Annotated in this window: 16 protein-coding genes and 1 tRNA gene; 7 read left to right on the forward strand and 10 right to left on the reverse strand. The window is 57.1% G+C overall.

The genetic code is table 11. The annotated features are described in order from the left end of the window. Window positions 1-16: 16 nt before the first annotated feature. Window positions 17-1,381, forward strand: coding sequence for a PepSY domain-containing protein (locus tag FGF54_RS08675; RefSeq protein ID WP_142779427.1), 1,365 nt, complete (start codon window positions 17-19; stop codon window positions 1,379-1,381). A gap of 66 nt (window positions 1,382-1,447) precedes the next feature. Here FGF54_RS08675 and FGF54_RS08680 read toward each other — a convergent pair whose 3' ends face one another. Both FGF54_RS08680 and FGF54_RS08685 read right to left on the reverse strand, forming a co-directional pair. Continuing rightward, on the reverse strand, window positions 1,448-1,924 hold the full coding sequence (locus FGF54_RS08680; RefSeq protein WP_142779428.1) for a nuclear transport factor 2 family protein: 477 nt from the start codon (window positions 1,922-1,924) through the stop codon (window positions 1,448-1,450). A gap of 12 nt (window positions 1,925-1,936) precedes the next feature. Continuing rightward, window positions 1,937-2,548 carry an NAD(P)-dependent oxidoreductase gene (locus tag FGF54_RS08685; RefSeq protein WP_142779429.1) on the reverse strand — a complete coding sequence of 204 codons (612 nt, stop codon included), beginning with the start codon at window positions 2,546-2,548 and terminating at the stop codon, window positions 1,937-1,939. 153 nt (window positions 2,549-2,701) lie between these two features. Between FGF54_RS08685 and FGF54_RS08690 the strand changes: the two genes are divergently transcribed. Then, entirely contained in the window at window positions 2,702-3,085 is a 384-nt protein-coding gene (locus tag FGF54_RS08690; RefSeq protein WP_059759567.1) for a helix-turn-helix domain-containing protein, read from the forward strand. Window positions 3,086-3,102: 17 nt separating this feature from the next. Here FGF54_RS08690 and FGF54_RS08695 read toward each other — a convergent pair whose 3' ends face one another. Both FGF54_RS08695 and FGF54_RS08700 read right to left on the reverse strand, forming a co-directional pair. Next, on the reverse strand, window positions 3,103-3,525 hold the full coding sequence (locus FGF54_RS08695) for a GNAT family N-acetyltransferase (RefSeq protein WP_142780185.1): 423 nt from the start codon (window positions 3,523-3,525) through the stop codon (window positions 3,103-3,105). Window positions 3,526-3,635: 110 nt separating this feature from the next. Next, a complete protein-coding gene (locus FGF54_RS08700; protein WP_003507620.1) occupies window positions 3,636-3,989 on the reverse strand; it encodes a DMT family protein in 354 nt (117 codons plus the stop codon). 269 nt (window positions 3,990-4,258) lie between these two features. Here FGF54_RS08700 and uvrB point away from each other — a divergent pair, with 269 nt between their 5' ends. After that, window positions 4,259-7,225: an excinuclease ABC subunit UvrB gene (gene uvrB / locus FGF54_RS08705; protein WP_142779430.1), complete on the forward strand. Its 2,967-nt coding sequence runs from the start codon at window positions 4,259-4,261 to the stop codon at window positions 7,223-7,225. Between the two features lie 39 nt (window positions 7,226-7,264). On the opposite strand, the gene FGF54_RS08710 is transcribed toward uvrB, so the two are convergent. Together FGF54_RS08710 and FGF54_RS08715 are read right to left on the reverse strand one after the other, a co-directional pair. Then, a complete protein-coding gene (locus tag FGF54_RS08710; RefSeq protein ID WP_142779431.1) occupies window positions 7,265-9,010 on the reverse strand; it encodes an ATP-dependent endonuclease in 1,746 nt (581 codons plus the stop codon). Between the two features lie 135 nt (window positions 9,011-9,145). Continuing rightward, complete coding sequence (locus FGF54_RS08715) at window positions 9,146-9,541, reverse strand: DUF1801 domain-containing protein (protein ID WP_142779432.1); 396 nt, start codon at window positions 9,539-9,541, stop codon at window positions 9,146-9,148. Between the two features lie 141 nt (window positions 9,542-9,682). Between FGF54_RS08715 and FGF54_RS08720 the strand changes: the two genes are divergently transcribed. Then, window positions 9,683-10,138, forward strand: coding sequence for a PRC-barrel domain-containing protein (locus FGF54_RS08720; RefSeq protein ID WP_142779433.1), 456 nt, complete (start codon window positions 9,683-9,685; stop codon window positions 10,136-10,138). A gap of 159 nt (window positions 10,139-10,297) precedes the next feature. Beyond that, window positions 10,298-10,906, forward strand: coding sequence for a DUF922 domain-containing Zn-dependent protease (locus FGF54_RS08725; RefSeq protein ID WP_142779434.1), 609 nt, complete (start codon window positions 10,298-10,300; stop codon window positions 10,904-10,906). 8 nt (window positions 10,907-10,914) lie between these two features. On the opposite strand, the gene FGF54_RS08730 is transcribed toward FGF54_RS08725, so the two are convergent. Further along, window positions 10,915-11,517: a J domain-containing protein gene (locus FGF54_RS08730; RefSeq protein WP_003522436.1), complete on the reverse strand. Its 603-nt coding sequence runs from the start codon at window positions 11,515-11,517 to the stop codon at window positions 10,915-10,917. 396 nt (window positions 11,518-11,913) lie between these two features. Here FGF54_RS08730 and FGF54_RS08735 point away from each other — a divergent pair, with 396 nt between their 5' ends. Continuing rightward, window positions 11,914-12,267, forward strand: coding sequence for a nuclear transport factor 2 family protein (locus tag FGF54_RS08735; RefSeq protein ID WP_003522435.1), 354 nt, complete (start codon window positions 11,914-11,916; stop codon window positions 12,265-12,267). Between the two features lie 91 nt (window positions 12,268-12,358). Here the strand turns inward: FGF54_RS08735 and FGF54_RS08740 are convergent, their stop codons facing one another. Beyond that, the gene (locus FGF54_RS08740) at window positions 12,359-12,928 is read right to left on the reverse strand and encodes a hypothetical protein (protein ID WP_003522434.1); all 570 of its coding nucleotides are present in this window, start codon (window positions 12,926-12,928) and stop codon (window positions 12,359-12,361) included. Window positions 12,929-13,192: 264 nt separating this feature from the next. Further along, a tRNA-Thr gene (locus tag FGF54_RS08745) sits at window positions 13,193-13,268 on the reverse strand. Window positions 13,269-13,481: 213 nt separating this feature from the next. Between FGF54_RS08745 and FGF54_RS08750 the strand changes: the two genes are divergently transcribed. Then, window positions 13,482-15,221, forward strand: a complete 1,740-nt coding sequence (locus tag FGF54_RS08750; RefSeq protein ID WP_142779435.1) for a GGDEF domain-containing protein — start codon at window positions 13,482-13,484, stop codon at window positions 15,219-15,221. A gap of 30 nt (window positions 15,222-15,251) precedes the next feature. Here FGF54_RS08750 and FGF54_RS08755 read toward each other — a convergent pair whose 3' ends face one another. Continuing rightward, the gene (locus FGF54_RS08755; protein ID WP_142779436.1) at window positions 15,252-16,361 is read right to left on the reverse strand and encodes an endonuclease/exonuclease/phosphatase family protein; all 1,110 of its coding nucleotides are present in this window, start codon (window positions 16,359-16,361) and stop codon (window positions 15,252-15,254) included. Window positions 16,362-16,531: the final 170 nt, after the last annotated feature.

A 16,531-nucleotide genomic window follows, 5' to 3' on the forward strand; every position in this document is an offset into this window, starting at 1 on the left:
TCTTGCGGAGACATCCATGTCCGTTACGACCTCTTTCGAGGGCGAGCGTGCGCCTGCGCATTCCTCGTCCGCAAATCTTTACCGCGCCGTATGGCGCTGGCATTTCTACGCCGGTCTCTTCGTCCTGCCCTTCATGATATCGCTCGCCGTCACCGGTGCGCTGTATCTCTTCCGGGACGAGTTCGATAATCTCATCCATTCAGACCTGAAGCGGATCGAAGTGGTGCAAAATGCGCCGAAAGCGCTGCCTTCCGAGATCGTGAGTGCAGCACTTGCGGCCGTTCCCGGCGCAGCCGTGAAATATACCACCCCCGCCGATCCGGGCGCGTCGGCGGAAATCACCGTCAATACGGCGGATGGAAAGCGGGCCGTCTACGTCAATCCCTACACTGCTGAGGTTGCGGGCTCCCTGCCGGATCGCGGCACCGTCATGTGGACGATCCGCTATCTCCACAGCCTGAAATATTTCGGCACCTATGCCCGCTATCTGATCGAGATCGCCGCCGGCTGGTCCATCCTTCTTGTCGCCACCGGCATCTATCTCTGGTGGCCGCGAAAACAGACCGGCGGTGTCGTGACCGTGCGCGGCACGCCGAAAAAGCGGGTGTTCTGGCGCGATACACATGCTGTCACCGGCATTTTCGTCGGCTTTTTCATCGTTTTCCTTGCGGTCACCGGAATGCCCTGGTCGGGCGTCTGGGGTGCGAAGGTCAATGAATGGGCGAATGGCAGCAACTTCGGATGTCCGGCGGGCATTCGCACCGATGTTCCGATGTCGGGCGAACATCTCGATCACGTGGCGAAAACAAGCTGGTCACTGGAGCAGGCGAAAATACCGGAATCCACCCATTCCGCCGAAGACCAGCCAATCGGGATCGACGAGGCGATAGCACGTTTCGACGCGCTCGGTCTTGCCGCCGGTTACGCTGTCTCCCTTCCGGGAAAACCGACGGGCGTTTATAGCGGCTCCGTCTATCCCGACGATCTGGCGCAGCAACGGGTCGTCCATCTCGATCAATATAGCGGCGAGCCGCTGATCGATATGAGCTACGCCGATTACGGCCCGCTCGGCAAGGCGCTGGAATGGGGCATCAACGTGCATCTGGGCCAGCAATATGGCCTTGCCAACCAGATCGTGCTTCTAGCGGCCTGTATCGGCATTGTGCTGCTTGCAGTGTCTGCCGGCATCATGTGGTGGAAACGCCGCCCCAGGGGTTCGCTCGGCGTGCCGCCCCTGCCGCAGGAAAAACGCGTCCTGCACGGTCTACTCACCATACTCGCCATCGGCGGCATCATTTTCCCGCTGGTGGGCGCGAGCCTGCTGGCCATGCTGGCGCTGGATCTGATCGTACAGTCGCGCCAGAAACGACGCGCGATCTGAAAATGAAAACAGCCGGGCGAAAATCCCGGCTGTTCCCCGTTATCGGCAATGCGACGGCGACGGCCCTCAGAACATCGTATTATTGTTCGCCGCCTTTTCCGGCACCTCCTGGATCACGTCCCAGTGCTCGGTAATCTTGCCATCGGTGACGCGGAAGATATCGACGATGGCCCTACCGCGATCGCCTTCATTTTCCGTTGAATGGATATGCAGATAGACCAGATCGCCATCCGTGGCGCTGCGCACGATCCGCGCTTTCGACTGCGGATTCTCCTTGAAGAAGCCGGTAAAATAATTGACGAACGGCGCCTTGCCGTCCGGCACCATCGGGTTGTGCTGCTTGTAGCTGTCGACGAGGACGGCGGCGCCCTTGTCAACCTCATGCTTGTTGAAGACCGTATCGTAAAACTCGATCACCAGTTTGCGGTTGGCTTCTTCCTGCGCGAAATCCCGCGTTGCGGTTTGCGCCAGAACGGGCGCCGCCATCAAGGCGGGCACGAGAGCGAATGCGGCGATGGCAAGACGGCGTGTTACGAAATTCATGGGTGTTACCTCTCAATAACCGACGGTGAAACGCTGGCGGGAATGCTGCGGCTTCTCGATTTCATCGACAAGCGCGATGGCATAATCTTCGAAGGAAACGCGGCTGCCCTCATCGTTGCTGAGGAGATTATCCTTGCCGATGCGGAATTTGCCCGTTCTTTCGCCCGGCACGAACTCGGCGGATGGCGACACGAAGGTCCAGTCGAGCTGCTTTTCCTGTTTCAGCCGGTCCAGGAACTCCGCGCCCTTGGTCGCTTCGGCCTTGTAGGCGGCCGGGAAATCCGGCAGGTCGACCACACGCTGGCCCGGCGCAATTTCAAGGCTGCCGGCGCCGCCGACGACGAAATAGCGCTGAACGCCGGAGGCGCGCACTGCCTCGATCAGCGTTGCCGGATCGCTGGCGGTGAAATGCACCGAACTGATCACGGCATCGTGACCCTTCAGCAGTTCCGAAAGCCCTGCCTGATCGAAAACATCGCCCTTCTTTGCCACCACATTCGGCAGGCTGGCGATCTTTTCGGGATTGCGGGCGATTGCCGTCACCTGATGTCCCCGGTCGGAAAGTTCCTTCAGAATACGGGACCCGGCATTGCCGGAAGCGCCGATGAGCGCGATTTTAGCCATGGCTTCTTTCCTCTTGTCACTATCGTTACCGGTCTAAATTATAGACCGCGAAGAAGAGCTATGGTATCGCAGCCATAGCCGCAAGAAGTCAGCGGCGGCTGATCTGGTCACATGGCGATGACCTGCAAGGGTAACAGGGCAAGGGGTAAGGACATGGCGGATACGCAGACGAAAGAGGTTTTTGCCTTCGACCAGCCCTGCCCCATCCGCGATGTGCTCGACCGTATCGGCGATCAATGGAGCCTTTTGGTTCTGGAAGCCCTGCAGGGCGGCGTGCTGCGCTTCAACGAGCTGAACCGCAGGATCGACGATATTTCCAAGCAGATGTTGTCCCGCACGCTGAAACGGCTGGAAGAAGATGGCTTCATCCGCCGCACGCTTTATGCCGAGGTGCCGCCGCGCGTGGAATATGAACTTACCAATCTCGGCCGCTCGTTTCTGGTGCCGATGCAATTGCTGGTGCAATGGGCCGACGAGAACCACGTTCGCATCTGCAAGGCCCGCCTGCAATATTCCGAAAACGACAGTCGCGGCTGACCGGAAGCAAACCGCGTCTAACCCAGCCGATAAACCTTGCAGACCAGCCCCGCCGGCTGGCGATAGGTCGTAAATCCCATGGCGTCGTAATAGCTTTGCCCGAGCATGTTGTCCGCGCCGATGCTGGCATCGATATTCTGAATACCCCGCGCCTCCGCCGCCCTGCGCGTTGCCGCGAAGAGGGCGGATCCCACACCTCTTCGCGCCGCCTGCGGGCTGACATGGGTGCCGATGATGCCCCAGCCTTCCGCCACGCCATAGGGATTGTCCGTCCGCGCATAACGCAGCGACTGGAAGCCCAGAATACGCCCGTCGTCATCCTCGGCGACCGAGCATTCGATACGGTCGGCGTGCTGGATGTAATTCTCCAGCACCGCCGTGATATCCGTCGGCGCTTTTCGGAGGCCGGCCGAGAATATCTCGTTCTGAACCGCCGCCATTCCCGTTGCATCGTCAACTTTCGCAGGCCGTATTTTCATCGATACATCACCTCATATCCGTTGCGATTGGCTCCGGGCCGGCAAGGCGCCGGTCTCTTTTTCGTTTGTCTTCAGGACCTGAAAATGAAGGAAGCACCGAAGGCGATCAGCGCGAAACCGATCACGTGATTGATGGTGATGCTTTCCTTCAGCCAGAAGATCGAAAACAGCGCGAAGACCGCGAGCGTGATGACTTCCTGAATGGTCTTGAGCTGCGCGGTGGAATAGACCTCCGAACCGATGCGGTTCGCGGGAACGGCAAGCACATATTCGAAGAAAGCGATACCCCAGCTTGCGACAATCGCCAGAAAGAGCGCGCTGCCCTTGTGCTTGAGGTGGCCGTACCAGGCGAAGGTCATGAAAACATTGGAGGCGATGAGCATCAGGACAGGCCAGATATGGGCAGGGCTGATTGAGAACGGCATGATGGATCCTGGAAAAAAGGGAGGGATGTCATGAAAATGCGGCAGGAGAAGGCAGTCAGAAGGGAACCCTCATTCCGCCCGTATGGATTTGCTCTAGCGCATCCGCCCGAAAACCGGAATCGATTTCCTACGGATTTGAGCAAAGCTGTCTTCAGCCGCTACGCAACGCATCCGGCCGAATTTTGTTCCGCACGCTTCGTTTCCTTTTTGTACTCATTTTTTCACCGCCTCCCCTTCCCTTTATGCGTGACTCCCTCCATATTTCGCCCATGGCCAGATCACCGAAAAACTCCACCTCCTCGCCCTCGGGCTTCGAGGAAGCTCCGCAATCGTCCTTCGAAGGCGCGCCGCTCAGCGGCAGCGTCGCCGATTGGGTGAAGCAGCTCGAGGCGGAAGCGGAGGCCTCCTCCGTGGAAACCCAGCGCGAAATCGCCTCGAAGGCAGGCAAGCACCGCAAGAAGATCGAGATCGAGGCGCGCAAGGAGGCCCAGAACGCCCCCCCGAAGACGGCCAAGAACACCACGGCCTCCAAGACTGCACGCGGCGTTTCCATCGGCGCATCGAGCGATCCGAAAACCCGCGCCGCCGCCGGTCTCAATCCAGTCGCCGGCATGGACGTATCGCTGGAGGAAGCCGCCAATCTCGCGCCTGGCGCCGTCACCGCCACGGTGGACGCGCTGTCGAAACTGATCGAGAGCGGCAATCCGCTGTTCAAGGACGGCAAGCTGTGGACGCCGCACCGCCCGGCCCGCCCGCCGAAATCGGAAGGCGGCGTCGCCATCCGCATGGCCTCGGACTATCAGCCCGCCGGCGACCAGCCGACGGCCATCAACGACCTCGTGGAAGGCATCAATTCCGGCGAACGCAGCCAGGTGCTGCTCGGCGTCACCGGCTCGGGCAAGACCTTCACCATGGCCAAGGTGATCGAGGCGACGCAGCGTCCGGCTGTCATCCTCGCCCCCAACAAGACGCTGGCCGCGCAGCTCTATTCCGAGTTCAAGAACTTCTTCCCCGACAATGCGGTGGAATATTTCGTCTCCTATTACGATTATTATCAGCCGGAAGCCTATGTGCCGCGCTCCGACACCTTCATCGAGAAGGAATCCTCGATCAACGAACAGATCGACCGGATGCGCCACTCCGCCACCCGCTCGCTGCTGGAACGCGATGACTGCATCATCGTCGCCTCGGTTTCCTGCATCTACGGTATCGGTTCGGTCGAGACCTATACGGCCATGACCTTCCAGATGCAGGTGGGTGACCGGTTGGACCAGCGCCAGCTTCTGGCCGACCTCGTGGCCCAGCAATACAAACGCCGCGACATGGATTTCCAGCGCGGCTCGTTCCGCGTGCGCGGCGATACCATCGAAATCTTCCCCGCCCACCTTGAGGATGCCGCCTGGCGCATATCGATGTTCGGCGACGAGATCGATTCCATCACCGAATTCGACCCCTTGACGGGCCAGAAGACCGGTGACCTGCAATCGGTGAAAATTTACGCCAATTCGCACTATGTGACCCCACGCCCGACGCTGAACGGCGCGATCAAGTCGATCAAGGAAGAATTGAAGGGCCGCCTCGCCGAACTGGAAAAGGCCGGGCGTCTGCTGGAAGCCCAGCGGCTGGAGCAGCGTACCCGCTACGATATCGAGATGCTGGAAGCGACCGGCTCCTGCGCCGGCATCGAGAACTATTCGCGTTATCTCACCGGCCGCAATCCCGGCGAGCCGCCGCCGACTTTGTTCGAATATATCCCTGATAATGCCCTGCTGTTCATCGACGAAAGCCACGTCTCCGTCAGCCAGATCGGCGGCATGTATCGCGGCGACTTCAGGCGCAAGGCGACGCTGGCCGAATATGGCTTCCGCCTGCCCTCCTGCATGGACAACAGGCCGCTGCGCTTCGAGGAATGGGACGCGATGCGCCCGCTTACCGTGGCGGTTTCGGCAACCCCCGGCTCATGGGAGATGGAACAGTCCGGCGGCGTCTTCGCCGAACAGGTCATCCGCCCGACCGGCCTCATCGATCCGCCGGTGGAAGTGCGTTCCGCCCGCAGCCAGGTCGACGATGTTCTCAGCGAAATCCGCGAGACCGCCGCCAAGGGCTATCGCACGCTCTGCACCGTGCTGACCAAACGCATGGCCGAAGACCTGACCGAATATCTGCATGAACAGGGCGTCCGCGTCCGTTACATGCACTCGGATATCGACACGCTGGAGCGCATCGAGATCATCCGCGACCTGCGCCTCGGCGCTTTCGACGTTCTCGTCGGTATCAACCTCTTGCGCGAGGGTCTCGATATTCCCGAATGCGGTTTCGTCGCCATCCTCGACGCCGACAAGGAAGGTTTCCTGCGTTCGGAAACCTCGCTGATCCAGACCATCGGCCGCGCCGCCCGTAACGTCGACGGCAAGGTCATCCTTTATGCCGACAATATCACCGGCTCGATGAAGCGGGCGATGGAGGAAACCTCCCGCCGCCGCGAAAAGCAGATGGCCTATAATGCCGAACACGGCATTACGCCGGAATCGGTCAAGGCGAAGATTTCGGACATTCTTGATTCTGTTTATGAGCGCGATCACGTAAGGGCCGATATTTCTGGCGTTTCCGGCAAGGGCTTCGCCGATGGCGGCCATCTGGTCGGCAACAATCTTCAGGCCCATCTCAACGCGCTGGAAAAATCCATGCGCGACGCCGCCGCCGATCTCGACTTCGAAAAAGCCGCCCGCCTGCGTGACGAAATCAAACGCCTCAAGGCCGCCGAACTGGCTACCATGGACGACCCGATGGCCAAGGAAGAGGCCCGCGCCATCGAAGGCGGCGGAAAAAACAACAGACGCAGCCACTTGTCGATCTCCCCGCCGGAGGGTGAGACATCCGGCAGGACGGAGGCGGGCGCCGCAGCGAACGAAAGCGGCAAATCCCTCTTCGCCAAACCCTCGCTCGACGAGATGGGTACCGGCTCGGATGCGGGCAAACCGCTGTTCCGCAGAAACACGCTGGACGAGATGACGGTGGGCAGAACCGAAAAACCCGTGCGCGGCGCGGTGCCCGACAAGCCCGAGACCGAGCCCGGCAAACGGTTCTCACCGTTGCTGGAGCGCCATCCGGAGCGCGCCACGGACGATCCGCGACCGCTGGTGCGCGGCAAGATCGGCGCGGGTTCCTATGAGGATGTCGGCGAGCAGAAACGCAAGAGCCGAACCAAGGGCAAGACGGGCCGGCCGGGGCGGTGAGTTGATAAACTATTTTTTACTGAGATGCTCGAGGCAAAATTACTTCTCGCAAAAAATATCGATTTCTTGCAGTACGTTTATAAAATCTCTGTCAAATTTATCCGTCTTTATACATCTAAGTACCGCTGAATAAGTAATAGATGGGAGCCCATTTTGCTGAAAACATGTATTCAGCTCGCTGAAGAATTGCTTTCCGGGGATCATTTTTATTCTCTCACTCAAATTTGACCAAGATTTCTCTAAATCTTCATAAGTATCTTGAAATACCGTAGCCATATCTAGTTTCGAACGAGATTTTTTCGAAAACTCCACTCTCTTGGCTGAAATTTGCGAAAATACTTTTGACTTAAATCGAAGCATTACGTCAAAAACTAATTCATCGAATTTTTCACGGTTCAACGACATGTTTTTACGATTCAACTTATTTGAGACTGCCGAATATATGGCATCCAAGTCGATCAGGTAATTTTCTATTTCTTTTCTACCAAGGACGCGGCAACTAACCTTATTGTGCTCCATCTTTTTTTGAAATTCTTCAATCTCCTCCGTACTTCGATAATCCCTATCGAAGAGACAAAACGCCTCTATATCCATGTCCAGTATTTCTTTGAATGCCCAAACTGCTCCCAAGGCACGTTCCCAGCCGAAAAACCCGCCGAGCTTAACAAATGGCACCGCATTAGTTGTTAAATTTTTCAAACTCAATAATTTCGCAAAGTCCTCGATGACTCTTCTATCCTCGCCCTCAACGAAAATTACTTTTTTAGCTTTAGATACCCTAGCGATATCATAATTGATTGAAGACCCAACATACTGTCTTAGTTTGTTATAATCTTCTTCGGATTTAATACGTTTTGCATTTTTATACTGAGAATTAACGGAAACTATCTCCATTTCATCGGCTTCATCAATAATTTCCGTAGAATGAGTCGCAAGAAAGAACTGCGAATATCGTTCCCTCAGGATTTTGATAAGCTTTTTTTGTAGATCAGAATGTAGGTATATATCTGGTTCATCGATGACTACTACGCCACTATTCTTCGCCCTATCAAGGTGCGTCAACATTTGCACCCAAATCTGAAAACCAAATCCAGCCCAAGTAATTTCCCGATCAAATCGCTGCTCGCTATAAAACATTTCAATTATAGATTGATCGCCTCGTTGTCGTTCAGGTTTTTGCAAAATAATGTTGGGCCACGCCGACGTCACATCGTGCGCAAAATCGGAAAATTCCTCTTCTGATTTTCTGAGCCACACATTTCGAAAATGACGACTGGACGTCTTCTTCCAGTATGATTTTTGAATTGTTTCATCGAGTACATACTTCTCCTCTCTTTCGAGAGTAGATAGTGTAGGGACTACGACGATATTTAAAGATAAACTGGAATGAAATTTACTTGCTGAACTAGTTCTATTAGATTCACTTTCCAGAGCAAACAATACTGGACCATCACGCTCGATAATAATTATTATCTTATTTCCATTGTCAATTTTAAACTCGATAGTAGAGTGTAAATCTACGTAATTATGACTTGAATGAGAAAGGTCAACACCAATTAATTCGCGTGAAATTTCATACCCATAAAGTATATACCCATCTGGTAAATTGACTAATTTTGGATTTCTCTTTCTAGATAGCCTAATGCAGGAATCTAATATTCTCATTGCCTCAATCAAAGCAGATTTTCCTGCATTATTAGGGCCAACAAATATATTTCCTTGTCTGCAGACAACAGTGTATCTTTCAAATTTTCGAAAATTTATTAACCTTATTTCCTGAATCATTACATATATTCCGCTGAGTGACGTTATGGGACTATAGGCGGGCAGAAACCCAAATGTTGAAACTTGTCGCCAGACAGAAACGCTACCACACGTTGTGATTCGTCCCCACAAAAACTAACTTCTCAAATACAACCCTTAGCGCAACGCATTCAACGCCACCGCCGCCCGGATCAGCGCCGCCAGCGCCTCCTCATCCACGACGTCCCCTTCGTGAAAATCAATCGCCCGCCGCATATTGCCCTCAAGGCTCGAATTGAACAGCCCCGCCGGGTCCTCCAGCGAGGCGCCCTTCGCAAATGTCATCTTCACCGCGCTTTTGTAGGTTTCGCCGGTGCAGAGGATGCCCGCATGCGACCAGACTGGCACGCCGCGCCATTTCACCTCTTCCACCACCTCCGGATCGGCCTTCCTGATCACCGCGCGAATATGCGCGAGCGTCTCACCGCGCCAGTCGCCGAACTCCGCGATCTTCCGGTCGATGAAGTCCGATGGTGCGGTCTCCGCATCTTTCCCCACCGTGTTTTTCGCCATGGCATCCTCCCGATTTCGACGCACGCCTGTTCCTTTTTTCAGCATAGACGAAATTTTCCTGTCCTCCTATGAGGAACCAAATCCGCCTCCCGCCGTTTCCTCCCCGAACGCAACGTTCAGCATACAAAGGGAAGAAACATCATGAAAATCAATGCCATCGCTCTCGCTGCGGCTGCAGCGCTCTCCTCTTCCGTGGCTTTTGCCCAGACGGCCACTACTGCTCCTGCTGCCGGCGCGGACGCCACTTTGTCCGGCCCCGGCATTACCATGGGCACCAAGGCCAGCGGCCCGCTGAAGTTCGTCAATGTCCAGAAGACCGATCTCACCGCCTCCCAGCTCGATGGCATGGACATCTATAACGCCCAGAACGAAAACATCGGCGAAATCGAGGATGTCGTCATCGGCGACGGCAAGTCGGTGATCGGCCTTGTGGCCAGCGTCGGCGGCTTCCTCGGCATCGACAAGAGCTATGTGGTGCTCGACCCGGCTTCCGTCGCGGTCCACAACGACAACGGCACCTGGAAGGCCTATGTCGACACCACCAAGGAAGCGCTTCAGAACGCTCCGAAGCTCGATTACGACAAGCTGGACGACTGATTACCCCTGCAGTCCGCAAGCTTGTCCCCCCGCGCCCTGTCGCGGGGGTTTTCATATGTGGCGCCCTAAGGGAAAACCCGGCGCTTCCCGCCGGAGGGCCCTTGCCTGACGGCGCGCCTCTCGCCTATCTTCGGCGCGCAAATCACCAAGGATCGCTGCGTGCCCGCCAATAGCCTCTTTTCCTTTGCCATCAGCACCGCAATCACGCTCGGCGCCCTGCCGCTGTCAGCGCAGGCGGCCGACTGGAAACCGGCCGAGCAGATAAAAACCTATGCCATCAGCGGCAATACGGGCGGTGCGCTTTATCAATCCATTGGCGAACGCGGTCCGACCGCCGGCGTGCAGGCCATTGCCCACACCACCTTCAAGCTGACATGGCGGCGGGATTACCGTCCGCAGCCGGATGGCGCCTGCGTGCTGGCCACCGCGAGGCCCAATCTCACCATCATCTACACCTGGCCGAAAGCGCCGGCCAATCTGCCGCCCGCCGTCGTCGCCAGCTGGAGGACCTTCATTTCCGGCGTGGAAACCCATGAACGCGTCCATGGTGACCATATTCTCGACATGGTGAAAAAGATCGAAGCCTTCAGCATCGGGCTAAGGGCGGAGAACGATGCCAAATGCCAGAAGGTGCGCGCCGTTCTGCAACAGCGTCTGGGTGAGCTTTCCAACGAGCAGCGCCAGCGCGGCCGCGATTTCGACCGGGACGAGCTTTCCCCCGGCGGGCGGGTGCATCAGCTCATCCTCGCCCTCGTCAACGGCCCCTGAACGGCCGCCTATTCCGCCGCCTCGCCTTTCAGCAAGGGCTCGGCCAGCGTCACGCTTTCCAGCTCGTAGGAATAACCTTCGAGCATCGTATAGGCCTGTTCGATCGCCTCGATCTGGGCTTCGGCATTACGGATGGCTTCGGCGATGGACTGGCTGCGGGCGCGCAGCATGGAACTCAGCACATCGGTTTCCGGCTTGCGGCCGAGACGGTCCATATGTTTGCGAACCCGCGTGCGGTGCCGTTCCAGCTCGAGAATATGGAAACGGCTCTTCAGAATATCGTCGGTAAGCTTGCGGCGCATGGCGGCCACGGGGTCGAAACTGCCGGGTTCGCGTTCGTCCAGAATGAATTCATTCACCAGCGTTTCCAGCATCAGCAGGCCCTTGAGGTCCTTGGCGTCGGCAAGCTGCGGATCGTAGCCGGTATCGTCGAATACCTTACGGCGCACCGGATCCTTCAGCAGCTCATAGGCCGTCTGCAGGCGCGCGAATTGCTCGGCATCGCCGCCGCTATCGGGATGCGCGGCCTTGGCCACCTTGCGGTAGGCCGACTTGATCGCCGCCTCGTCGGCATCGCGCTCCACGCCAAGCAAAACATAGGGATCAATCACAAAAACACCTTCAAACGCAAACTGTTACCCGCATGCCCAACACCGCTCCCGTCTGGCACGCGGGCGGATCATAGGCCAATTCCGCCCGGCGCGGCACCCCGCCCCGGCGGTTAAACCGGCAAAGCCCACACAAAGCCTCGCAGCGCGCCGCATCGGAACGGGCGAAAAAGCCCTTGATGCCGAAATTTGTCGGACCCAAGGCGACTATAATGACAGGCAGGACAAAATTGTGGAAAGCGGCGGCAAAACATGCCGCACGGTTCCGCACCGCGCCTGCCGCAACCGGCCGGAAAACACCATGGAGAAAAGCGTAACCGGCGCGTTTTCAGGGGGTTATGGTGGAAAGACGTCAACGGGTGTAAGCTTGGCCTTTGGATTAGAAGGGAGGATGATCCGATGCCGCAAACGATTACCCAGACCGTCACGGACTATGTCCATGCCATGGCCTATGCGGATGAGAGCCTGATGCGTGACGTTTTCGACCCGCGCGCCAGCATCGTCGGAACCTTCGAAGGCGAAATCGAATGGCTGTCCCTGGAGGACTTTGTCGACCAGATGCGCAAAAGCGAACGCGGCCTCCCCGATCACGATCCCGCTTTTGAAATCATGGGCATCGACAAGGAAGGCGACAGCGCCTCGGTGAAGCTGACGACCCGTTTCGACGGTATGGATTTTTACGAATATCTCTCCCTGCTGGAACGCGACGGCAACTGGTCTATCGTGCACAAGCTCTATCACATAAAACCCTAGGCGATCATCGAAACCGCCACCCCGCATTGTGCGCTTGCGCGTTCCACTCGCAGCCGCGGCTCGCGATCCGGTTATTTTGCCGCTGGAGGAGCTAGAACAGGTCGCTGTAGATCGCCGTTATCCAGAGCGCGTTAAAGAAGAGCCAGATAACACCGAGCCACATGATTTTGCGGCTGCTATCGGTTCTCATCGCCACAATCGCGATAAGCAGACCGCCGACTATCCTTGCCAGATACCAAGGCCCGAGCTGTTCGAAGTGTTCCCTGCCCTTGATGTAAGTGTCCACCAGATCGAAGACGAACGAGGCCGCAAACAGGGCAAAGAACGCATGTCGCCTGCGCACGAAAAAACTTTCCCGTTCGGACAATTCCTGAATGTGATCGGGATAAAGCAGCGTCGACATCAAAAAGAACAACGACGTGTAGACCAGAACGAAAATGTAAATCCAGAAATTCCAGTTGTGGATCAGCCGCAGGGCAAACTCCCACCACCAGAAATGCACAGCTCCAAGAAGCAGGACAATCGACCAGACGATCTGCGCGTGCATGCGGTCGGTTTTCTGCGGCTCCTGCAGCCTTCTGGAAAGTCCGGACAACACTCTGGTAATGGCCAGGCCGAGGATGAGGCTTACCAATATCCGCAAATGACCATATGCATCCATTGAAAGCGCCCGCTGTTGCTCAACTTATCCGCCGAACAATATGCTTAAACCTTCGGGCTTTACAACTCTGGCGGATGCCCCGTCCTTCCCGATCTCGCCTTCTAGTGGGCTGAGCCGGTTTCCCGATGCGAAAGTCTCCCGGGCTGACAGGCCGAAGCCGGGAATTCCAGTTTCATCAGGGCTCAACCAACGGCAGCGGCGGACGCAAAGCGCCACCCGGTGCATTCAACCGAATAGATTTCAGGATTAAGCGATTGATTTTACTGGTGCCCCCGGCAGGGTTCGAACCCGCGACCCCCTGATTACAAATCAGGTGCTCTACCAACTGAGCTACAAGGGCAAGCCAGTGCCTTGCCAACTATCAGATTCTGACTTGGTGTAAAGCAAAAACTAACGCCGTGGCGTCGACAGACCGCTTTTCCACACCGTGGCCGGCCGGGCTGTCCGCATGATCGCAATTGTAGCAAAAGGCCCGGAAAATAAGCGAAGTATTTACGCAGCGCCACTAGAATGGCGATGAAACATAACCATTCCAGTGAGAACAACGCATCATATGCGCGCGAGCATACAGAAAATCCAGCTGACGGGCACGATCATCATCGCCGTAAGCTCCATCCTGCTGGCAACCCTTGCCGCGCTGCCCAGTGTCTACAATTTTCTGCGTTATCGCACCAATGCCGCGCAGCTCACCCGCTTTGAAACCGCTCTCCAGTCCGCATGGCTGGTGTCGGCCGAGCGAGGCCCCGCCAATAATCTGATGGGCGCATCCGTGCCGGATGCCAGGCTGGCCGAAGGGCTTGCCGCCGCGCGCAAGGCAACGGACAACAAGCTGTCAGAGCTGGAGAAATCCTTCGCCGACGATATCAGGACACAGCCTGAACTGGCGAAGTCACTTGCTGAAACCCGCCAGAAGCTCGAGCAATCGCGAGAGCTGGCCGATCAGGTTGCCGCGCTCCCGCCCGATGCGCGCAACCACGGCGCAATGTCCAACGCGATTTCATCGATGTTCAAGGCGGCGGACAGTGTCAATCTGCTTCGCGGCAGGGCCGCACGCGCCATCATCAAGGTGACACCCGACGTGGCGATTGACATCGCACTGACGGGCACGGCGGGCGTGATGCGGGACCGGATCGGCCGCCTCGGTTCCTATGTGATCATGAGTCTCAAGGCGAACAGGCAGGAAAAGCTCGGTTATCGCACCAAATTCGATACCGAAATGCAGAGCCTGCTGTCACTAAGGGCATCGCTGATCAATTATACCGCCGCTTATCTCTCGACGCCGCAACTGGACGAGGCATTGCGCGATCTCGAAACCTATTATTTTGGCCAGGCTTTGCGTTACGCGCAGAACACGATCGTAATGGCCGTGCCATCCGCCCAGCCAAGCGCGCTTGAATTCTCCAGAAACTATATCGACGGCATGCGGTCGTCCGACACCCTGCGCGATCTTATTCTTTCCGAAACGCGCGCGCGGATCGAAAAGAAAAAGCAGGAGGCCCTGATCTATGGCGGAACCTCGCTCTTTCTCGCCGGCATCGCGGTTCTGGTGCTGTTGCGGTTGACATCCGTTTACAAAACCGCGCTGTTCCGGCCCATGCAATCCGTCCAGGCGCAGATCGCCGCCATCGCCGGCGGTGATCTTTCCGAGAGCAATCATGAGGACAGGGTTGCTCCGGAAGTGAAGAAGATGTTCGAGGAACTGGATTTCCTGCGCGAACAGCTTCGCCAGAAGGGCGAAATGGAAAACCAGCAGCGTGCGCTGGCCGAACAGCTGCGCACCCTTTCCGAAACCGATGCGCTGACCGGCGTATTCAACCGCCGCGCACTCGAAAAGGCGGTTCGCTCCATATTGACGGGCGAGGAGCAATGTCAGTCGCTCGGCGTGATGATTGTCGATATCGACCATTTCAAATCGATCAACGACCGTTACGGCCATGCCATGGGTGACATCGCGCTTCAGAAGACCGCAGGCCTGTTGCGCAGCGCATTGCGCAAGGACGACATTCTTGCCCGATATGGCGGGGAGGAATTCGTCGTCGTGCTGCAGGATGTCAGCCACGCCACGGCGACGGCCACGGCCGACCGCCTTCGCCGCCTGATCGAAGCCCAGACCATCGACGAGCAAAGCAGCCTGTCGCTGACGGCAAGTTTCGGCGTGGTCTGGCAGGAAGCGCGTGCGATCAAGAGCTGGGACGAGTTGATCGCCATCGCCGACGACCGGCTTTACGAAGCCAAGCGTGCGGGCCGCAACCGGGTCTGGGCAACCTATTTCCCAAAGGTCGCGAACGGCTAAGAACATCGCCGGCGGCGGGTTTTGCTTCGCCTAGATCAAATCCAGCGTCATGACCACGGGGCAATGATCGGAAGCCTTGGGGCGATCCCAGCCGGTGCGGGGATAACGTTCGACCTCCTGCCCCGGTGGGAATATCGTCCGGAAAGGCTGTCCATTGCGAATGATTTCGGGAACATGCGTGGCGTTTGTCTCCGCCAGACGCCGGGACAGCCAGATATAGTCGAGCTGGCACAGATGCTGCTCCTGCGGCCCGCGTGAATGGTAGAGCGTCCAGCGATCCATGACATCACGGCGCATCATCGGATTGACCACGAAACCATCGGCCGAGAGGATATCGAGCGCGCTGCGCTCCTCTTCGACGGGCGTGAAGCTGTAGCCGCTGCGCCTGTCGCCGGAAATCGCGACACGCTCCTGATAATCGTTCAGATCGCCGCAGATGGCGAAATTCTTGTTGCGGGTATTGCCCACACCCCAGCGGTTTTCAATGATACGGCGCACGGCCATGGCCTCCGCCTCGCGGATCGGCATGGTGGCGATGCGGGCGTCGACCGCATCGCGGGCATTGGTCATGGATTTGAAATGCGTGACGTAAAGCGTCAGCGGCTTGCCGCCGATCCTCAGGTCGATTTCCAGACAATCCCGTTTGAAAATCTTGTCGTCGATCTGGTTTGTGGCGGCAAGCGCGGGATTGAAAAGATCGAGATTGCGATAGGTCAGCGCCGCATGGCTCTTGATATCGACCACCTCGATCCTGTCGCCGTCCCGCGTCTCCTCGCGCATGACGACGGCGACATCGATGCCGCGGCTGTCATTGCCCTCGACCAGATATTTCTGCAGGTAGCCATTGCCGACCATGCGATAGAGATAGCCATATTCGAAGGCCTGCAGCGCGGCCATGTTGTCCACTTCCTGCAGGCAGAGAATATCGGCATCCGCATCGGCGATGGCGAGCGCCGAAAGCTGGCGCGTGTCGTCTGTGGAAGACACCATCCGCGCGCTTTCCAGCGCCTGATAGGTCGCCTCGTCCCTGATATCGAAAAGCTGGATCGCCCTGTCGCGCCGCGTCTGGTTGCGAAAGCCGGTGAAATCGAAACGGGTGAGGAGATTTTCGATATTGAAGGTGGCAAGCCGAAGCGACATGAATGATCCCTGTTTTGAATACCGAGATTAGCGATTCCAGACCCGTTTCGCCAGTGGAGTGTTCTCGCACGAGTGCGGCGCTGCCTACCTCTTTCCCATTGCTGAATTTCGCTCCGTCATACCGGCCCTGAGCCGGTATCCAGCCAGCCCAAGTCCTTGGGCTGAAAGGA

This window comes from Agrobacterium sp. T29 (assembly GCF_006970545.1).
In the GTDB taxonomy this organism is placed as follows: domain Bacteria; phylum Pseudomonadota; class Alphaproteobacteria; order Rhizobiales; family Rhizobiaceae; genus Agrobacterium; species Agrobacterium leguminum.

Bases quoted from the DNA above. Each gene is read 5' to 3' on its own strand.
- FGF54_RS08675 (WP_142779427.1), top strand. From the start codon at position 17: ATGTCCGTTACGACCTCTTTCGAGGGCGAGCGTGCGCCTGCGCATTCC.
- FGF54_RS08680 (WP_142779428.1), bottom strand. From the start codon at position 1,924: ATGAATTTCGTAACACGCCGTCTTGCCATCGCCGCATTCGCTCTCGTG.
- FGF54_RS08685 (WP_142779429.1), bottom strand. From the start codon at position 2,548: ATGGCTAAAATCGCGCTCATCGGCGCTTCCGGCAATGCCGGGTCCCGT.
- FGF54_RS08690 (WP_059759567.1), top strand. From the start codon at position 2,702: ATGGCGGATACGCAGACGAAAGAGGTTTTTGCCTTCGACCAGCCCTGC.
- FGF54_RS08695 (WP_142780185.1), bottom strand. From the start codon at position 3,525: ATGGCGGCGGTTCAGAACGAGATATTCTCGGCCGGCCTCCGAAAAGCG.
- FGF54_RS08700 (WP_003507620.1), bottom strand. From the start codon at position 3,989: ATGCCGTTCTCAATCAGCCCTGCCCATATCTGGCCTGTCCTGATGCTC.
- uvrB (WP_142779430.1), top strand. From the start codon at position 4,259: ATGGCCAGATCACCGAAAAACTCCACCTCCTCGCCCTCGGGCTTCGAG.
- FGF54_RS08710 (WP_142779431.1), bottom strand. From the start codon at position 9,010: ATGATTCAGGAAATAAGGTTAATAAATTTTCGAAAATTTGAAAGATAC.
- FGF54_RS08715 (WP_142779432.1), bottom strand. From the start codon at position 9,541: ATGGCGAAAAACACGGTGGGGAAAGATGCGGAGACCGCACCATCGGAC.
- FGF54_RS08720 (WP_142779433.1), top strand. From the start codon at position 9,683: ATGAAAATCAATGCCATCGCTCTCGCTGCGGCTGCAGCGCTCTCCTCT.
- FGF54_RS08735 (WP_003522435.1), top strand. From the start codon at position 11,914: ATGCCGCAAACGATTACCCAGACCGTCACGGACTATGTCCATGCCATG.
- FGF54_RS08740 (WP_003522434.1), bottom strand. From the start codon at position 12,928: ATGGATGCATATGGTCATTTGCGGATATTGGTAAGCCTCATCCTCGGC.
- FGF54_RS08750 (WP_142779435.1), top strand. From the start codon at position 13,482: ATGCGCGCGAGCATACAGAAAATCCAGCTGACGGGCACGATCATCATC.
- FGF54_RS08755 (WP_142779436.1), bottom strand. From the start codon at position 16,361: ATGTCGCTTCGGCTTGCCACCTTCAATATCGAAAATCTCCTCACCCGT.